The 18,273-nt window shown below is 39.7% G+C and carries 18 protein-coding genes and 1 riboswitch; of the genes, 5 read left to right on the forward strand and 13 right to left on the reverse strand.

Annotated features, from left to right (window positions below; genetic code table 11):
- Positions 1-66 precede the first annotated feature (66 nt).
- Both OK025_RS16450 and OK025_RS16455 read left to right on the forward strand, forming a co-directional pair.
- The gene (locus tag OK025_RS16450; RefSeq protein WP_317665407.1) at positions 67-957 is read left to right on the forward strand and encodes an urea transporter; all 891 of its coding nucleotides are present in this window, start codon (positions 67-69) and stop codon (positions 955-957) included.
- A gap of 27 nt (positions 958-984) precedes the next feature.
- Entirely contained in the window at positions 985-1,791 is an 807-nt protein-coding gene (locus OK025_RS16455; RefSeq protein ID WP_317665409.1) for a DUF2490 domain-containing protein, read from the forward strand.
- Here the strand turns inward: OK025_RS16455 and OK025_RS16460 are convergent.
- From OK025_RS16460 to OK025_RS16515, 12 genes are all read right to left on the reverse strand, one after another.
- Positions 1,788-2,675, reverse strand: a complete 888-nt coding sequence (locus OK025_RS16460; RefSeq protein WP_317665411.1) for a helix-turn-helix domain-containing protein — start codon at positions 2,673-2,675, stop codon at positions 1,788-1,790. The two genes, OK025_RS16455 and OK025_RS16460, sit on opposite strands and share 4 nt — an antisense overlap.
- Positions 2,676-2,826: 151 nt before the next feature.
- The gene (locus OK025_RS16465) at positions 2,827-3,402 is read right to left on the reverse strand and encodes a DUF1572 family protein (protein WP_317665413.1); all 576 of its coding nucleotides are present in this window, start codon (positions 3,400-3,402) and stop codon (positions 2,827-2,829) included.
- 304 nt (positions 3,403-3,706) lie between these two features.
- Positions 3,707-4,450: a GIN domain-containing protein gene (locus tag OK025_RS16470; protein ID WP_317665415.1), complete on the reverse strand. Its 744-nt coding sequence runs from the start codon at positions 4,448-4,450 to the stop codon at positions 3,707-3,709.
- Between the two features lie 257 nt (positions 4,451-4,707).
- Complete coding sequence (gene tenA / locus OK025_RS16475; RefSeq protein WP_317665417.1) at positions 4,708-5,364, reverse strand: thiaminase II; 657 nt, start codon at positions 5,362-5,364, stop codon at positions 4,708-4,710.
- Positions 5,351-6,190: a bifunctional hydroxymethylpyrimidine kinase/phosphomethylpyrimidine kinase gene (thiD, locus tag OK025_RS16480; RefSeq protein WP_317665419.1), complete on the reverse strand. Its 840-nt coding sequence runs from the start codon at positions 6,188-6,190 to the stop codon at positions 5,351-5,353. The genes tenA and thiD overlap by 14 nt, the downstream gene beginning before the upstream one ends.
- Positions 6,187-6,819: a thiamine phosphate synthase gene (gene thiE, locus OK025_RS16485; RefSeq protein WP_317665421.1), complete on the reverse strand. Its 633-nt coding sequence runs from the start codon at positions 6,817-6,819 to the stop codon at positions 6,187-6,189. Before thiE ends, thiD begins: the two co-directional genes overlap by 4 nt.
- Complete coding sequence (gene thiM / locus OK025_RS16490) at positions 6,809-7,612, reverse strand: hydroxyethylthiazole kinase (RefSeq protein ID WP_317665422.1); 804 nt, start codon at positions 7,610-7,612, stop codon at positions 6,809-6,811. Before thiM ends, thiE begins: the two co-directional genes overlap by 11 nt.
- Positions 7,613-7,694: 82 nt before the next feature.
- A riboswitch (TPP riboswitch) is annotated at positions 7,695-7,787 on the reverse strand.
- A gap of 63 nt (positions 7,788-7,850) precedes the next feature.
- A complete protein-coding gene (locus OK025_RS16495) occupies positions 7,851-8,693 on the reverse strand; it encodes a VanW family protein (RefSeq protein ID WP_317665424.1) in 843 nt (280 codons plus the stop codon).
- Positions 8,694-8,817: 124 nt separating this feature from the next.
- Positions 8,818-10,068 (reverse strand): hypothetical protein, encoded by a 1,251-nt coding sequence (locus tag OK025_RS16500; RefSeq protein WP_317665425.1) that lies wholly within the window; start codon positions 10,066-10,068, stop codon positions 8,818-8,820.
- Positions 10,069-10,097: 29 nt separating this feature from the next.
- Positions 10,098-10,844: a dienelactone hydrolase family protein gene (locus OK025_RS16505; protein WP_317665426.1), complete on the reverse strand. Its 747-nt coding sequence runs from the start codon at positions 10,842-10,844 to the stop codon at positions 10,098-10,100.
- A gap of 118 nt (positions 10,845-10,962) precedes the next feature.
- Entirely contained in the window at positions 10,963-11,808 is an 846-nt protein-coding gene (locus OK025_RS16510; RefSeq protein WP_317665428.1) for an NAD(P)-dependent oxidoreductase, read from the reverse strand.
- Positions 11,809-11,868: 60 nt separating this feature from the next.
- Positions 11,869-12,498 (reverse strand): Crp/Fnr family transcriptional regulator, encoded by a 630-nt coding sequence (locus tag OK025_RS16515; RefSeq protein WP_317665430.1) that lies wholly within the window; start codon positions 12,496-12,498, stop codon positions 11,869-11,871.
- 429 nt (positions 12,499-12,927) lie between these two features.
- On the opposite strand from OK025_RS16515, the gene OK025_RS16520 reads away from it, so the two are divergent.
- The 3 genes from OK025_RS16520 to OK025_RS16530 all read left to right on the forward strand — a co-directional run bounded on the left by OK025_RS16520 (position 12,928) and on the right by OK025_RS16530 (position 17,296).
- Positions 12,928-15,540 carry a TonB-dependent receptor gene (locus OK025_RS16520; RefSeq protein ID WP_317665432.1) on the forward strand — a complete coding sequence of 871 codons (2,613 nt, stop codon included), beginning with the start codon at positions 12,928-12,930 and terminating at the stop codon, positions 15,538-15,540.
- Between the two features lie 102 nt (positions 15,541-15,642).
- Entirely contained in the window at positions 15,643-16,026 is a 384-nt protein-coding gene (locus OK025_RS16525) for a hypothetical protein (RefSeq protein WP_088162243.1), read from the forward strand.
- Positions 16,027-16,108: 82 nt separating this feature from the next.
- Positions 16,109-17,296, forward strand: coding sequence for a tetratricopeptide repeat protein (locus OK025_RS16530; protein ID WP_317665433.1), 1,188 nt, complete (start codon positions 16,109-16,111; stop codon positions 17,294-17,296).
- Between the two features lie 56 nt (positions 17,297-17,352).
- Here the strand turns inward: OK025_RS16530 and OK025_RS16535 are convergent, their stop codons facing one another.
- On the reverse strand, positions 17,353-18,192 hold the full coding sequence (locus OK025_RS16535; RefSeq protein WP_317665434.1) for a prephenate dehydrogenase: 840 nt from the start codon (positions 18,190-18,192) through the stop codon (positions 17,353-17,355).
- Positions 18,193-18,273: the final 81 nt, after the last annotated feature.

An 18,273-nucleotide genomic window follows, 5' to 3' on the forward strand; every position in this document is an offset into this window, starting at 1 on the left:
CCGTGGTTATTAGGGAAAGCTTTAAGAGCTTTTGTGAACAAATGATAAACAATTAATTATATTCCAATGAAAAATAACATCCTAGCTTTTATGAAAGCATTTTTTAAAGGATTTGGGCAAATTATGTTACAGGGTAACATTTGGACGGGTATTTTATTTATCGGTGCCATTATTTATGATTCGGCCCTGATGGGGTTTGCAGGGATACTTGCTAATTTAGTTGGCGTTTTGACTGCCAAGTTGATGAAATTTGATGAGGATCATATCAATGATGGACTCTTCGGATTTAATGCTACACTTTACGGTATTGCTTTGGTGTTCTATTTCCAAACCAATGTTTGGGTATGGGGAGCTTTGATCCTGGGGTCTGCATTAACAACGATCTTGATGGGCTTTGCATTAAAGAAAAACCTGCCCGTATTTACATTTCCTTTTATCTTAATTACCTGGATCGCATTGTATGTGTTGAGTATTCCAGAATTGGCCTTACGTACGGTACCCGAACACTTTGTGGATATTCAGGAAATGGATGATTTCTTGATTGAAGGCCATGCCTTTGGTCAGGTTATTTTTCAGGGTAGTTTAATTGCTGGATTGATCTTTTTCATTGGGGTTTTCCTGAGCAATCCCATGGGAGCACTTTACGGTTTCGCTGCTGTTATCATTAGTGTTTACATTTCGCACCATGGCCATGAATCTGCAGATATGACCAATAATGGCATCTTTAGTTTCAATGCCGTGTTGGTTGGCATTGCCTTGAGCGGTCCACGTGTCCGTGATGGCGTATATGTATTAATTGCTGTAATTATCGCCACCTATTTTGATCACTTTTTGATTCACAACGGGTGGACGACATTGACTTTCCCTTTTGTGGTTGCAATGTGGGCGATGCAACCGGTCAAACTTATTGATAAGTGGTTGGTGAATAAATTTTCATCAGCCGAAGGGACTTCTTAGTCCTTTTTGTAAACTAAAATTTTATGTATGTTTAAATTTCGTTTAATAAAACTATTCCCAATAATGCTCTTATTGGGAATTCATGTAAATACAGTTTACGGGCAAGTTAGTCCGCCGGGATTGGGAAAAGCAAGGACCGCATCTTGGTCCGTTCTGGGCTTACGCCGTAAACTGGATAGTGCAGGAACCAAAGAGGCACTAACCTACATCGGTCTGGGTACCAAAAGTACACCCGACGATTCAAATCCATTTCATAAGCAGGCCATTTGGGTGTTAAACCATGAGGTCTATCATAAATTTGCCAAAAATCAACAATATAGCTATGCATTGAGCTATCGTCGCCAAAACATTTATGATGAGGCCGCACCCTACCATAATGAAGGTGTCGAGCAAGAATTTAGGTTGTATGGACGATATGCGTATACATTTACCCTGAATGATCGTTTGAAATGGAAAAATACCTTGAGGCAAGAGTTTCGAAAGTTCTTTACAGCTGATTTTCAGAAAACAGAAGAGAATTTTCAATTTAGGACCCGCTTGAAGTCGCAGCTAAATTTTAAAATTTCAGCTAAGAATAAGCAAGAACTGGCTTTGAGTGCAGAAGGGCTTTTTGCAATCAGTAAGCTCTACGAACCTGTTAGTACCTGGTCCAGCTTTGGCTATAAAGAGACCCGTCTGGGCTTCTATTACATGACAGATATTCCTAAGACACCTTTGCGATTGGATCTGGGGTATATGAACGACTTAATTAAAGGCTATGATAAGGTGGATTTTGGCGTTCATTATCTAGCCGTAGATTTAATCTGGAATCTGCCTTATCGTAAAAAGCATTAGCCGGCCATAAACTTATGTTTTCGATAGTCACTGGGTGAATATCCAGTGATTTTTTTAAATAGCCGAGTAAAATAAGAGGGGGATTGAAATTTCAGCTCAAAGGCTATACCTGCGATATCTCTCGTAGCATCCTGCAGCAGAATCTGGCTATGTAAGATACTGATTTCGCTGATCCATTGTTTCGGTGGTTTATTGGTCGCTTCTTTCACACATTTATTGAGGTAATTTTCTGAAATATGCAGTAAGTTAGCATAGAATAATACGTTTTTATGATCAATGTGGAATTTTTGTACATATTCGCGAAAACGAAAAGCGATATCCAATTGCCTGCTCATCGGAGCCTTTGTCTCGATATCTGATTTTATCACTTTCAATAGGATACATTGCATCATTGAAATGCAAACTTCCATGACACGGCCTTCTGTAAAAAGCTCCTCTTCCAATAATATAAGCATTTGCTGGATCCAATGCGCTACATGGGCTTTAAGTGTGGTAAAAGGATGGGAATTGAAAAATTTGATATCGTTTATACCGAGTTCGATATCCGTTACAATTTCATTTTCATAGACCACAAAAAAACCTTCGACATCATCAGAGATTGCCAGCGTGGCCGTGATATTACCTTGTTTGATGTTGATGACCTGATTTTCGGTAAGGGTATAAGACGCGCTTTCGAGATGCTGGGTTAAGGATCCTTTCGTTACAAAAATGAGAAAATTAAACGTTGTACGATAGGGGATGACAGGCATCAGGATACTGCGTAAGTAATTTTCAATTCGATAGACTTGAATTTTATTCTCATTGAATAAATTATGCTCAGAAACATCAGGTAGAAATAACTTTTTATACTCGTAATTGTTGATGATCTTAATCGAATTTTTCATAGTCTTAAAACAACTTATTTACGCATGAAATCAAATAAAATGGATAGTTGCATGTAGGACAAATATACTCAAAAGTTTGCTAAAAATAGGGTGAAATCCAATGCTTTCATTCAAGTAATTACTGTGCTAATGGAGTGTAAAAGCTTATTTACTACATATTCTCCTGGTTCCCTTTTAGAAACTCGGAGGTGAAATGTTGTTGCTGTTTTTCATGGCTAAATTTCTCGCTGTTATAGGAAGCTGAATGACCTTTAGGTATCGATAGGGAGGACCATTTATCATCCAAACATATTTTTCCGATATAGAGAATCTGCCCGATGTGGTAAGGATAATGTGCGAGTTGCCGCAAGATCGCTTCCATGACGGTATGGCCTTGATTACGGATATAGATGATTTTAGCGAGATCTTCTTCTCCGAGCGATTCAATTGCTCGAAATAGACAAGCCCATCCAGCATTCCAATAGGTAATAAGCTCATCGCGATCTGTCCAGCTGTTCTCAAATTCCTGATCCCGGTTCCTATTTTCTTTTTCGCCATCTGTGCTGAGAAAATCGGTCCAGCGGGAAAGCATATTTCCACTTAAATGTTTTACAATTAATGCAATGCTATTGCTCGATTCATTGGGGTGCCAAAAGAGTTGTTCAGTGCTTAGTTGTGTAAATGTTTTATCACCCAATGATTTGTAATATTGAAATTGCTTTATACAAGCCGCTAAAAAATTATCCATTACGCCGAAAGTTTGTCATTTATATTGCATCTTAATATACAAAAATGTCGTGAAACCGAGACCTAAAATAGTTTTTTTTGAACAGAAATCTGGTATTGCTTTCGATCTCACTAATTTCCTGATACTGCTTTTTTAGGTGATTAGTGTGTAAATATAGAAGGAGAAGGAGAAGGAGAAGGAGAAGGAATGGGGGATGCGAGCAAAAGGTAGACAAAAGCAAAGGTGATACTGGGGTTGTATCACCTTTAAGCTAACTAAACATTAAACATAAATAAACAGTCTTTTTTAAAGACCACACTAAAAATTAGAGCACTACTCTGCCGCTAGTTGATTTGTCAACCTGGACATTTTTTGGCTGATTTTTTAACGCAATTCTTGCAGATGTAGAAACATTTCCCTGTAAGTTTTCTTTCACGCTGAGCGTCACATTGGCAGATGAATTTGCTTGTACTTGGGCATTTGTCGTGGAGAAACGGCTCATATCAACCGATGCCGATGAATTGGTGTTCAAATTTAAATTTGAAGCGCTACCCGCAATTTCCTGCTTAGACGAACTGCTTGCTGCTACTTGCAAGTTTTTACTGCTGACTTCTGTCGTTAACCTACTTGAAGAGCTTGTTGAAAGGTTTATATCATCCGCAATTAATTTTTTTAGCGATATTTTTGCGGAAGAGGATACGTCTACAGAAATTTTGTTTGCCTTAATCGTTTCATCTGTATAGATTGAACTGCTGGATGATGCCGAAAAACGTGTCGGTATTTTGCTTGAGTAAACAGTTACGCGATTGTTTCTCGCATTTCTAATTTGTGAATTTCTCTTATACTGCACATAGAGTGTACCGTTTTTAACAGTCGTTTCGATAAGGGATAAATGCTCGGGATTATCAGCCTCAACAACAACCTCGTTGCGATTAGAATGAATATAATCTACACGTAATGAAGTTGCCGATGAAATGCCATCTGGAGCAGTGATTTTGCGTGTTTCGCGTTCTTGTGCCTGAGCTACATATAAAAATGAAATAAAGGCAATGGTTAAGATTCTTTTCATTATTTTTCTGTTATTAGTTTAAATATATTACTACTGAAAGTTTCATTTTAATTTCCCTTTTTTTATCATTTCTAATGTGCATGTACCTATACCCGATTGTTAACTGCTACCTATAGTATAATAGTGATGCCAAAACTTTAAATTGGCTTAAGGCGTTGATTAACAATACCTTGTTTTATGGGTGATGTTTTAGTTTATGCTCATTTTTGAACATCAACTGTTCGGTATCGGACAGTCGACTGTTTGCAATATTCTTTTTACCATACCCTTCTTGTATAGGCCGCTAACCAGAATTGATACTCTAATTGGGAAGCTGTTACAAATACTTGTCGCATCTTCTCCCGTTTTGTTGCAGTAGTTTCTGCAGCAATTTTGTCAACATAGTTTTTGGCCTTGATCACTCCCTGTGCAAAATCATCACCGCTATAGGTTTCTATCCATTTGGAATAGGGATTTTCCTGTGTATTTGCTGTCGATACAATGTGATCTCCGACCTCCTTATAAATCCAAAAACAGGGGAGTGTTGCCGCCATAGCGACCTCGACGCTCTCGAAAGCGGCTACGCTTTTAAGAAAATGGACATAATGATGGCAGGTTGGTTCGATCTTGTTGCTCTCGTCGGCAGCACTTAAATCAAATTCCCGAAAATAATTTTCGTGTAGCGCGCTTTCAACAAGAAGCGCATTGCGACCAAATTCGAAATAGTCCAATGCTTGTTGGTTATCCGCACTTTTTGCACCTATATAGGCGAGCACACGGCCAAATTCTTCTAAATAGAAAGCATCCTGCTGCATGTAAAATTGAAATTTATCCAGGGGAAGACTACCATCACTAAGCTGAACGATAAACGGCATGGCAAGTATATCTGAATAAATAGTTGTTATAGAATCCCAGGCTTGATCAGTCCAGTTCATATTGAATAAGTTTAAGTGGGTTATGGAAGTGATTTAATGGCCCATTTCCTTTGCCAATAAGAAGATCTTTACTACCGGCTATTGCTGCGTGTATATAGGCCAATGCGAAATCTACCGCGCTATCGAGACCAACGCCTTGTGCCAAATGGCTCGCAATTGCTGAAGAAAGCGAACAACCCGAACCATGTGTATTTTTGCTGTTAATTTTTTGTGATTTGAATTCAATTGGTGGATTCTTTTGCTGGAATAATAGCGATGTTAGCTCTTGACTACGGAGATGTCCACCTTTAATCAAAACGGATTGACAGCCTTTTGCCAGTAAGGTATTTCCCGCTTTTTCCATCTTCAGGACATTGTCTATAACTTCGTCCACCAGGACACCTACCTCATCTAAATTTGGTGTAATCAGCGTTGCTAAAGGAAAAAGAAGTTCTATGCAGGCCTGAATTGTATCATCATGAATGAGCTTGTGTCCACTCGTTGACACCATGACTGGATCAAAGACGATAGGCCCTTTATATTCTTTTAAATAGCTGCTAATAAGCTTCACAAGTTCAATATTGTGTACCATCCCTATTTTGATTGCGCCGGGATAGATATCATCAAAAATCGCATCCAATTGATCCTTGACGGCTGCAGTAGGGATTTCATAAATATTTCTTACACCTTGTGTATTCTGTACTGGCAGGGCGGTTAATACATTCATGGCATAACAACCTAATGCAGATATCGTTTTGGTGTCTGCCTGTATGCCTGCTCCACCACTACCATCGAACCCCGCAATGCTGAGTACGGTAGGGACGCGGTATTTTTTATCTTTTGTCATTTTAATAGTTCTTTTAGTTGTGCACTGGCCTGTCTGGGGTCTTGGCTTCGGCAGATGGCCGAAACGACTGCAATGGAGTCTGCACCTGCTTTCCAAGCCTGTTCAGCGGTTTGCAAATTCATGCTGCCGATTGCAATCAATGGTTTTTCCGTCCTAGTCCTAAGTTGCTTTAAACCCGAAATTCCCCATTCGGTTATCGTATCCACTTTTGTTCTCGTTGAAAAAATGGGGCTTACACCAAGGTGGTCGACAGCGCACATTTGTTGACTTTCTAGCTGTTGAACAGCTTCTATGGACCAGCCTATGGTTAATTTATCACCATATTTTTCGCGAATAGCGAGCGGCTGCACATCATTTTGCCCCACATGTATTCCCCATGCCCCGATCTGGTCCGCGATTGCTACGGCATCATTGATCACGAGCGGAATACCGTAATGATCGGTCAGTTTTTTCAAACGGATGGCTTTATCCAAAAATGTGGCCGGATCGTCAGCTTTTTCGCGCAATTGTATAAGATCGACGCCACCAATAATGGCCTCTTCAGCGACATTTAGCCAATTTTGAGGATAACAGTCGCGCTCAGAAATGACTAAATATAAAGGGTAGGGAAACAGCGGATTAATGCGCATAGTGTTTGATCTTGAGCGTTGATTTTAGACGTTCTGCATTGAGCTGATAGAGTTCATCATAGAGATTTAACTGCAGGCTACCTGGGCCAGCTGCGGTTTGGGCAGCGCGTTCTCCCGCTAAGCTCAAAATGGATACACCGGCAACTGCTGCTTCAAAATAGTGGTCTGTAACACCTAAAAATGCCCCGATGAGTGCAGTAGCGCTGCAGCCAAGTCCGGTAACTTGCGTCATTAAAGGGTGACCATTATAGACTTCAACCCGGTATTCTTCCGAAAGGATATAGTCTACTTCTCCAGAAATACAGATAATGGAGCCGGTTTGCTCTTGCAATAATTGGCCAAATCGGAGGGCATCTTTACTCGCTGTCGTGCTGTCGACTCCTTTTGTGTTCGGTTGGTTGAAATTGTACAGCGTCATGATTTCTGATGCATTTCCACGAATAACCGTTGGTTTGAGATCCAGTAGATTGGATAATAAATCATTGCGGAATGCTGATATCCCCGCACCAACAGGATCAAGTACCCATGGCCGTCCAATGGTATTGGCATGTTCGGTAGCAACCAGCATAGCTTCGGCAGTAGCTTCACTCAAGGTGCCGATATTAATGACAAGAGCTTGTGCAATATCGACAACCTCGCGTACTTCTAATGGACTGTGTACCATCACAGGGGACGCTCCTAGGGCTAAAAGTGCGTTGGCAGTATTGTTCATCACGACTAGGTTTGTGATGTTGTGTACGAGGGGTTTTTCGACCCTCAGCTGCTCTAATAAATTGATAATTGAATCTTCCATTCCTTTTACATATGCTAAGATGTACTGTATGGCCTTGGCGGGAAGAAGAGCGATAGCCTGTGCAGTAAAGGAGTATGCTGTACAGTGGATTTTTGCTTTTCCCTACGCCGGTATAAACCGAATCAGGTTCAAAGGGACTATCTCAATTCTATACAGAATACCCCCAAAGCCAGACCAAACTTAAACAAAAAAGTGGACTTTTCATATCCGTCATTTTTCGATCACTTAGCTTGTTGAATTAATCGACCGTATTTTGATCGGCACTCATTTCAATATATTCAACAGGGGTATAGGTAACCCGGGCAAAATTTTTGGTCAAAAGTTCGGTTTCCAAAATCTTTCCACCCTGAAATTTTAAAAACTTCTCGCGCCAAATCTCATTTTTACGAAAGAACTGATTGTCAATTTTAAGAAATTGATGTTCTTTTTCAAAGACATGATAGGCAAAGTCAAGTTCTTGATCGACCCTCAATTCGCCTTCTAAACATTTGTCTGTAAACCAGAGGTTTATTTGAAAGGTGTAAGGCGTGTTGTTGGTGAACTGATAATCGCGATAGTTATAAAAGACGGTAGCTCCACTACCGAATGGCAAAACACGGCCATCGTCCGGAAAAGGGTCAAAAGAGTGGTGATAACGTTCATTGACGGTGAGTGGACTATGGATAACAAGCCAATGGATGAGGTTGGATATTTGACAGATTCCACCGCCAATACCCGCTCTTGCTTCACCAAAGGATAACTCCATTCCGGGCAGATATCCTTTTTTTACAGTGGGTAGTCCAACGAGTTTACAAAATGAAAAGGTTTCCTTCGGTCTGATCAGAATGCTATTAATCTGTGCAGCTGCAATTTTCAGGTTGGTAACTTTGTTAATCTGCAATTGCATATTATTTTCGCCCAGTTTTTTTAATAAGACAGACTGATGCTTCTTAATACGAAAGGGAAGTTTTTCAGCTGATTTAGCTGTGCTGTATTTTTTGTTGTCAATTAGCCAGATGACTTTTCTTTGTACTCTTCTTACCCATACCGCAAAAAAGTAGAGTATGGGATGGCGTTGACTGATCAGTTTTCTTTTTCTCAATTTGACGTTTTTGTATCGCTATCAAAATTAGTGCAGAAATGTGTTTTTTGCCGTATTTTGTCGCATATTTTTTATCAAAGTCAAGAATCTTATTTCCGGAGTTTAGCGCAGTTTTTCAGTTTGTTTAGTTGGTTTTCCTTACCTGTATGTACTTTGCCGTTAACTGTCCCTCCTTGTTATATATCAAGTTTTCGTAGGTACAGTTTCCGCGGTCTTTTACAATTGATTTTTGTTGTAATACACCCTCATAATAAAACTCATCAATCGTTTCGTTGGCTCGGTAGGATCGCTTGATTTCAGCTGTCAGGCGGTCTGATTGATCGAAGGTCTGACGCAGCGAATAGTCACTTGTTTCCGGACTATCATACTGATAGTGGACGCGACTTTCTCTTTGATCATTTCGGCCCGAAATCTCTTCAGTAATTCGATTCTGTTGATCATAACTGTAAATGGTCCAGTCTTTCCGTTGATAGACAAAATGAATGGATTCACTTTTTATAACCTGGAGTTTACTGTTCAAGTGATAAATCATCGCCGATTCAAATGTAGGATCGTAGGAAATAATGGCATTTGGGAGATACCTGTAAATTGTACTGCTGCTCCATTTACTGTTTTGAAGGTACTGTATGGAGTCGATAAGTCCTACTTGATTATAGAACCTTTTGTTGTAATAATTATTTCCCCCGGAAAGATTGTTCGATGTGATCTCTTTGCCTTCTTGATATACGGTCGTCGTCGTTGCACCGGATTGCACCTCATTTTCGTCCGAAAACTGCTGCATTACATAAGTGCCGTCACATATCTTCTTACGCTGACTGTAATAAAGAGGAAGAGCGGGATTTGCGATAATAGCCGCTGCATATTGACCGGATGGAATAAATTGAACTTGTGCGATTGAATCAAAGAAATGTTGGGCATTATATTGTACCGAAGCTTTCGTTGATGCAATTTGTGCGCTGGTGTTTACTATCGGTTTGGCTGCTGCCAGATAGGTATTACTATCGTATATGATCTTAGGTTTGGCTGATCCATCAAACAAGATCATGGCATGACGTTGCTTCAATGACAATACGTCGATAGTCCATTGGTGATTTTTAACGATGAATGTAAGTTTTTTTGCATCGGTTTTTGTGACCAATAACTTTGTTGTGCTAAAAGGCACTTGTTTGAAAACCTCAGCAGCATTTTTTTCGTGTAGACGCATGATAAAATCAGTTGATTTATCGGACTCATTGGTTACAAAAAGAACTGCATGCGTTGGGCTAGCTATGGTTAGCGATTTTACTGTTTGCGATGCTGCGCTGGGACTATATAACAGCAATATCAACAACTGAATGATAATCGGATAAATGTGCAGTTTCGCGTTATAATTCATTTGGGTCGATATTGCTGTTGTTGATTTTGCTATTTATTTAATACTTCTTTCAAAAATAATAAGGTGTGCTCCCAGGCACGTTTAGCCATTACGGGGTTATATTCGGCTGACTCGGGATTCGTAAACGTATGTCCAGAATTTGCGTAGGTAATTATTTGCCAGTCTGCTTTTCCTTCATTTAATTCCTTGACCAATCCATCGTAATCTTCTTTTGATACACTTTTATCGGCTGCTGGGTGCTCAATGAGTACTTTTGTTTTGATCGCAGTATTGGGTCTATCGGCAGCTTTGGATAGGCCGCCATGGATACTAACCACAGCATTAACGGGTAGGTCGGCTCGCGCTGCTTCTAAAGCACCCGAACCTCCAAAACAATAGCCGATGATAGCAATTTTCTTTGGATCCGCACCCTCTTTTTTCAGTTGTTCCAAGGCTAGTGCGATGCGATGCTGATAAGCCTTGTAGTCTGTTTTGTAGTGGCCGGCAATTTTCGAAGCTGCGGTGTTGTCGGAGGGGATATTCCCTTCACCGTAGATGTCGGCAATGAAAGCGATGTACCCTTCTTTTTCAAGTTGTAATGCGGCTTGCTTCGCTTCGTTGTCAATTCCTTTCCATGCTGGAAGAATTAAAACAGCTGGGCCTTTTTTTGCCGTGTTGGCGGTTATCAATCCGTTGAGTTTCTGTTCACCATCCTGGTAAGAAACCTGTTTTAATTGTTGGGCCTGCGTAGTCATGGTGACCATAGTAAGCATCAATAGTGTCATAACTGTTTTCATCTGTAAATAATTTGTTCCGCCTATTATTTTGTGTGATCAGAAATGAACCTAATTTGGAGTCCATCTCAACTAAATATAATTTTCAATATACATTTTTTTCTCCGTCGCCAACCTGAAGCTACGACTTAATGGATTCAATGATACCGATAACATCGAGCTGTCCGAGACCTTGGTCGTGTGCTTTCCCGTAGGTTTCGAGTAAGGTCTGGAGGAGGGGATAGTCCGCACCGGCTTGTTGAGCCAGTCGAATATCTTTCAGCATAAGGTCTAGCGCGAATGCAGGACTGTAATTTTCTTCCACCAATAATGGTGTTTTCACTTTTGTTGCCCCACTGCCGCTGGCACTATCGTTGATGATTTCGAGCATATCGCTTCGTCGAATTCCCAGTTTATCTGAAAATAAGATCGTTTCTGCAAGACCTTGGTAGATGGTCGAAAGAAAATAGTTGATCGCAAGTTTAGCGGCAATTCCCTGTCCATTTTCGCCGAGATGTTTAATTGATTTGCCCATCTGCTCGAGGTATGGTTGGGCACGATGAACGTCTTCGGGAGCACCACCCACCATAATAATAAGCGTACCCTCAGTCGCTGGTTTGGTACTGCCGGCAACGGGAGCATCGATAAAAGAAGCGCCTTTTTCTTTTAGCTTAGTGGCTATTGAAATACAGCGTTCACGCGATATTGTACTCATATCGACAAATAATTTGCCCTTGATCTCCCTTTGGAGAATTTTTTCATATACTTCGCTGACTGCTTCATCATTTGTGAGCATGGAGAAGATAATGTCGCTATGATCGACTAATTCACCTATATCTTCGCTGATAATTGATTGCTCTTCAAAGCCTGCTGCTTTAGCCTTGTTTCTATTGTAAACAGAAAGGGGGAATCCTGCTTTTTCTAGATTTTTAGCCATGGGATAGCCCATGTTTCCTAATCCTATAAATCCTAATTTTTCTATCTTCATCTAAAAATTACATTAATTGCTCTTGAAATTTACGTATAGCTAAAGATACAAATGTTTTGCTCATTCCACCAATACCCTAATTTCGTTACGTAGCAGCACTATTTTATCTTCCTGTTCGAGTTTTTTTAAAATTCGGGAGACAACGACTCGGGATGTATTTAAATCGGAAGCAATATCCTGATGCGTAAGGGTGAGTATCCGGTCGTCATTCAGCTTCACTTTGGCTTTCAAATAGTTGATGATGCGTTCTTCCATATTGGAAAACGCTAGACTATCAACAGCCTGTAACATTTCGTCCATGCGGCTTGAATAGCTTGATATGATGAAATTTCGCCAGGAAGGGTATTTTCCCATCCAAAGGTTGACAAGCTCATTTGGAATCATGGCTACAGTCGTTGTTTTTTCTGCGAGCGCACGAATTTCACTTTTTTTATTCCCGAGACAACAGGCTATCGACATTGTACAGGTTTGACCTTTTTCTAGGTAGTAGAGCAATAATTCGCCTTGATCTTCATCCTCGCGGACAATTTTTATTGCTCCATCCAAGAGGAGAGGCATCGCCTTGATATATTGATTGGTATCAATGATGAGATCGCCTTCACGGAACGTTTTTATATGCGCGTTTTCCGCTATTTCAGCGATTAACTCTGGTTCAAGAATGCCGGTGTAAGCTTGTTCTATGGATAACATATTTTTTAAATTAGTTAAAGTTAATTATTTATAGACCTATTTCAGCTGTTGTGGGAAGAAAAGGAGGTAGGTGGAAACGACGGATTTAAAGAAACAATTTTTAGCACTTCATGAGAATAAGCCGTAAAATCTTGTATGCAATTCATAAAAATCGTAAAATAGATAAATTTCGATTTATTCAAAACAGACAAAATATTATTCTGATTATTTTTGATGTTTTTCCATGAATAGGATGGATTTGTTGCGTTTATTTTATGTATGCAATGTTTTTATTGCCTCTTTTTGTTGAAATTTGCCGTTTTTATGTAGAAGATTAAAATTTATTCTTTCTATATGAAGATACTGCATCATATTGGTAGTGTTAAAATTAGTTAAAAAGGCAATCAATTCCTAATTTTGCGGCACAAAAACAAAACAATCACATCTAACATGAAAAAGTCTTTACTTTTTTTTGCCCTTGTTTTTGCTAGTTATGGTGCCGTTCAAGGTCAAACAGCAAATACTGGTTCGGTTTCAGGAGTTGTCAAAGAAGCTACTGGACAAACGGTTAAAGGAGCAACCATTAAAATTACCCACATCCCAAGTGGACAAGTTGTAAGTGGCTCAGCCGATGCCCAAGGAAAATTTCAAATTTCAAATCTTCAAGAAGGAGGTCCCTACAAAGTAGAGGTAACTTATATCGGGGAAAAACCAGTTATTTTTGAAAACATCCTATTGAAATCGGGGGAATCGTTGACTATCAATCCGACTTTTACGGGTGGATCTTCAACAAATTTGGATGAGGTTGTTGTTGTCGGTCATGGGGTTATCGATATTGCTGCGGGAAGAAAGACACCGATTGCGGTTTCGACGATCCGTAAGCAGGATTTAGAGGAACGGGTAGGAGCACAGGATATTACTTCCGCATTAGCTAACACTCCTTCGGTTTATATCACCGGTCAGGCAAAAGGTTTTGGGGAGTCTTCCATGACAACACGCGGTTTTGATCAGTCCAATACAGCATTTTTGTTGAACGGTCAGCCTATCAATGGTATGGACAATGGAAGTGTATATTGGTCAAATTGGTCGGGACTTACAGATATTGCCTCTTTGGTGCAGATTCAACGTGGTTTGGGATCATCTAAATTAGCGATTTCATCTGTCGGCGGAACCGTAAATTACGTGACACAATCCACTGCAATGAAAGAGGGTGGTTTTATTCGTACCACTGTTGGTAACGATATGTTTATGAAGGCAACAGTGGGTTACAATACCGGTCTGATGAAAAATGGTTTTGCTGTTTCGGCAATGTTTACACAGTGGTCAGGTAACGGTTATATGGACCATACCGAAGGTGCCGGACAAAGTTATTTCTTGTCTGTTGGATATAAAGCCAACGAAAAACACAACCTGAACTTCATGGTAACGGGTGCTCCACAATGGCATAACCAAGGATATACCTCAAAATTGTCGAACTATCTTGCTAATGGACGACGTTATAACGATAATTATAAGGATGCAAATGGCGTGATGATGAATGCACAAAAGAACTTTTATCATAAGCCAGTAGCCAACTTAAACTGGGACTGGACGATCGATGATAAATCATCTTTGTCTACTGTTGTGTATGCTTCTTTAGCAGCAGGTGGGGGCCAATCTTTGCGAAGCGATAAATACAATACAGGCAAATATTTAGCTGCTGATGTGAACAATCACCAATGGTTTGGGATAGTTTCCAACTATAATCGTAAACTTTCAGAATCCTTGAATTTCAATGTCGGTTTTGATGTAAGGGATTATAAAGGTACACACTATCGTAAATTGACAGATCCACTTGGAAATACAAATGGTGTCGTATTAGGCGGTAATGTTAATTTCCCTAATAAGCCATTGGTTACCAATACATACTCAACGAACCCTTGGAAAGCTTTCTCAAGCAAACCTGATTCGCGTGAAGATCGTTTAGCTTGGGATTACAATCAATACATCCGTTACGGAGGTCTGTTCGGTCAATTGGAATATGCGAAAAATGGCTTTACAGCGTTTTTCCAAGGATCGGTTTCCGAACAACAAAACAAACGTTCTGATTATTTTCAATACACGCCAGGTAATGAGGATTCTAAAGACGTAAACAATTTTGGCTACAATACGAAGGGTGGTGTAAGTTACACATTGGGACATCATAGCATTTTTGGTAATGCGGGGTACTATTCCCGTCAGCCTTATCAAAACAATATTTTCATGAATTTTGCAAATGATATTAATGAAAATGCTGAAAATGAAAAAATCCTTGGTTTAGAGGCTGGTTATAAATTTGCTTCTCGATTCTTGGATGTGAATGTGAATGTTTACCGCACAACCTGGGAAAACCGTGTTACGGGTAGTTCGAGTTTAGCGACGGCAGATGATGTGAAAAAATACAATCCAACAAATGATCCTGGTATTTTGGTCGAAGGTGCCTATTTATATACAACAAATTACGGTGTAAAACAGGTGCATAGAGGCGTAGAAGTTGATTTTGAAGCCCGTCCAATCGAAAAATTAAGCCTAACAGGATTTTTATCGATAGGTGACTGGAAATACGATGGTGCAGTAAACTCGGTCGTACGTAACGATAACCGCGTCGAATTGGGACGTTCTCAGGTTAACTTAACTGGTGAACATGTTGGTAACGCAGCACAAACTTCTTATGGATTTGGGGCTAAATATAAAGTGTTTAAAGGTTTGTCTGTTGACGCAAACTACAGATACTATGAGCGTTTGTATGCGTCGAATTATCGTAGAGAAGTCATAGATGGTCAAACGTATGGACGTTATATGAAATTGCCGTCTTTTAATCTGTTGGATGCCGGTCTTTCATATAACGTAATGGTAAGTGACAAGAACAGTATGAGTTTCCGTGTCAACATGAACAATGTGTTGAATAAGTTCTATATTTCGGAAGCTACTTCGAGTAACTTGGTGACGGATGTGAACAACACTTGGAATGGTATTGATACGTCCAATTTTGTGTTGATCGGACAGGGTAGAACCTGGAATGCATCTGTGAAATTTACATTCTAATAAGATTTATGTCGAATACAAAAGGCCCACAATTATTTTGTGGGCCTTTTTTTGTTTTTTAATAAAAACTTAATAATTTTAGGTGATCTAATTGTCAACCTGATGTTGCATAAATTAATTTGTCTGGAAAATTTACAGATCGGTACTGTCCATTTTTCTGCTTTTGTTGTTAATTTGGATGGTGGAAATACAGGCTTTGCTCTATTTATTAACCAAGAAAATGACCCAATCTTTATTTTTCGAAAAGAAAAGAAAAATGAGGTATCTTTCCATGTAAATGAAGAGCAATTCTTTTGGATTGTAAAAAACAGCCAGTTTACACCAGGAGAACGTCAAGACTTTTTTGCCGAATTTGTTGAATTCCTACGTTTGATGGAAGAGAAGGTCTCCAATTATGTTTTCAAAAAGGAAAAATTAATCAAATTTACAAATTCGAGGGATATTGTCCGCTATAAATACTTATACCTGACTGGTGAAATTAGTTGATAAGAATTGCCGAATACCATACTTGATCTCCTGTTAGATTTCTTTTGTAATAAAATTTAGCTTAGTTTTGGGTATGAAGCATATGTTTTCAAATCTAGCTGTCATTCTACAAAACAATACTTTTGTGGATTCAGATTTTACACTGCCGGTACCCGTACTTCTTGCTAAGTTTTCTTTTTTACCTATTTCATCATTTTTTCCGGAAGCGGGTTTATCTTTTTCCGCTGATTGGTTAGATACCGTCCAACAGAGTGCGCTTAAATCTACATTGGAGGGATTTAATGTCGGAATCGGTGGTGATGGCAATCCTGTCGCTTTACTTGAGCAGGCGATTGCTTTGACTGATCATGCGCTTGCCTATAGTTATCTGGGGCTTTATTATTTTAAAATAGCGGCCTATGACCAAGCGATAGCAACTTTTACTCGTGCAATCGAACAGTATAAAGAGGAACCGTTTTTTTATGCGAGCCGTTGTTTAGTGTATCGACTTATCGATGAAGACGAAGGTGCTTTCTATGATTATCAGATTGCCAAGCGACTGGATTTTAATTACCATAGCGTATTGGAATGGGCAGAAAATCAAGCTGAACTCACTTACTTTGAGGCCGACAATTTGGTTATTCAGGAGCTGGAGTCGAAGCCAAAGCAGCTGAATACTGACGAAATAAATTCATTGGGCCTTGAATATGTTCATTGCTATAGTTATCTAAAGGCAATCGGTCTTTATTCTTCTGCTATTGCGGAGTCTGAGAACAAGGATAGCAACCTGTTTGTTTTTAGAGGAAGTTTGTACCTGAAATTGACCTGTTTTGAGTTGGCATTATCTGATTTCAATCAGGCCATTGCTCTTGATGAGGATCGTTCTGCCGCCTATATATTTCGTGCTAAAGTGTTTGAATCCTATCGGAAATACCAAAGTGCGCTGGAAGACTATGCTAAAGCGGAGGAAATAGATCGTGATTCATCGATCGTATACGAAGAAAGGGCGTCTTTGTTTGAGCGGTTGGGAAATTTTAAGGAAGCATTATTGGATTTTGACCGCCTTGTTACGCTCAATCCGGAAGATTTTTATGTGTATTCATTGCGGGCCGATTTAAATGAAAAGTTGGAGGATCTTTCCGGTGCTTTAGCAGATTACTCGAAAGCGATCGATTTGAATCCATATTATTCTGATTTGTATTCATATCGCGCAGCAATTCGTGAAAAATTGGGTGATCCTATTGGAGCAAAAGCCGATCTGGATAAATTCAATGAATTGGAAGATGAATAAAAAAAGTCCACCTTTTGGTGGACTTTTTATACCTGCTGCTCTAACTAGAGCAGCCTTTATTTAATGATTCTTTTTATCTTATTGGAACGGGTAATAAGTTTGTGCAATTTGTCATAATCCTCCGTGGCAATAGAATCGTACAGGGATTGAAGCTGCTTGATATGTTCTTCGAGTACTTCGAGTACATTTTCGCGATTTTGCTTGAAAATAGGTGTCCACATATCGGGCGAACTTTTGGCAAGACGTACTGTAGATTCAAATCCCGATCCTGCCAGCTCAAAGATACGTCCCTGAGATTTCTCTTTTTCCAATACCGTTAAGGCGAGGGCGAAAGAGGTCAGGTGAGAGATGTGTGATACATAAGCCGTATGTACATCATGTTCGTCCGCATTCATAAAACAGCTGCGCATCTCCAATTGGTCGGTGATGGCATCGGCGATTTCGAAAGCATCTTCATCAGTTTTAAATGCTTCGACATATACCATCATCTTGCCTTTGAATAAGCCTGCTATTGCAGCTTCAGGCCCCGAATACTCTGTTCCAGCCATGGGATGGGCTGCCACGTAACGCCCCCGGTTAGGGTGATCCTTGATTTTGTTGAGAATATTTGTTTTTGTCGATCCCATGTCAATGACGACCTGATCTGTAACCAAATCCAAGATTTGAGGAACAACATGTAAAATGGCATCGACAGGAATTGTGAGCACCAATACTTTACAGCTCTTAATCGCATCTTCTAAGCTTGCTGTTTCGTCAATGAAGCCGATGTGCATCGCTTTATCTAAGTTCTTTTGACTCTTATCTACACCGATAATTTTGTCGCAGAATTTTGTTTCTTTTAGGCGAATGGCAACGGAGCCGCCGATCAAGCCTACGCCTACAATGGCAATGTTCATATGTAAACAATTATATTAAGCGTATTTTTGTTCAAATGTTATACACCGAACGCTTTATACCCTGTTTGTTTGTCGATCAAT

The sequence above is a fragment of the Sphingobacterium sp. UGAL515B_05 genome, assembly GCF_033097525.1.
Taxonomy (GTDB): domain Bacteria; phylum Bacteroidota; class Bacteroidia; order Sphingobacteriales; family Sphingobacteriaceae; genus Sphingobacterium.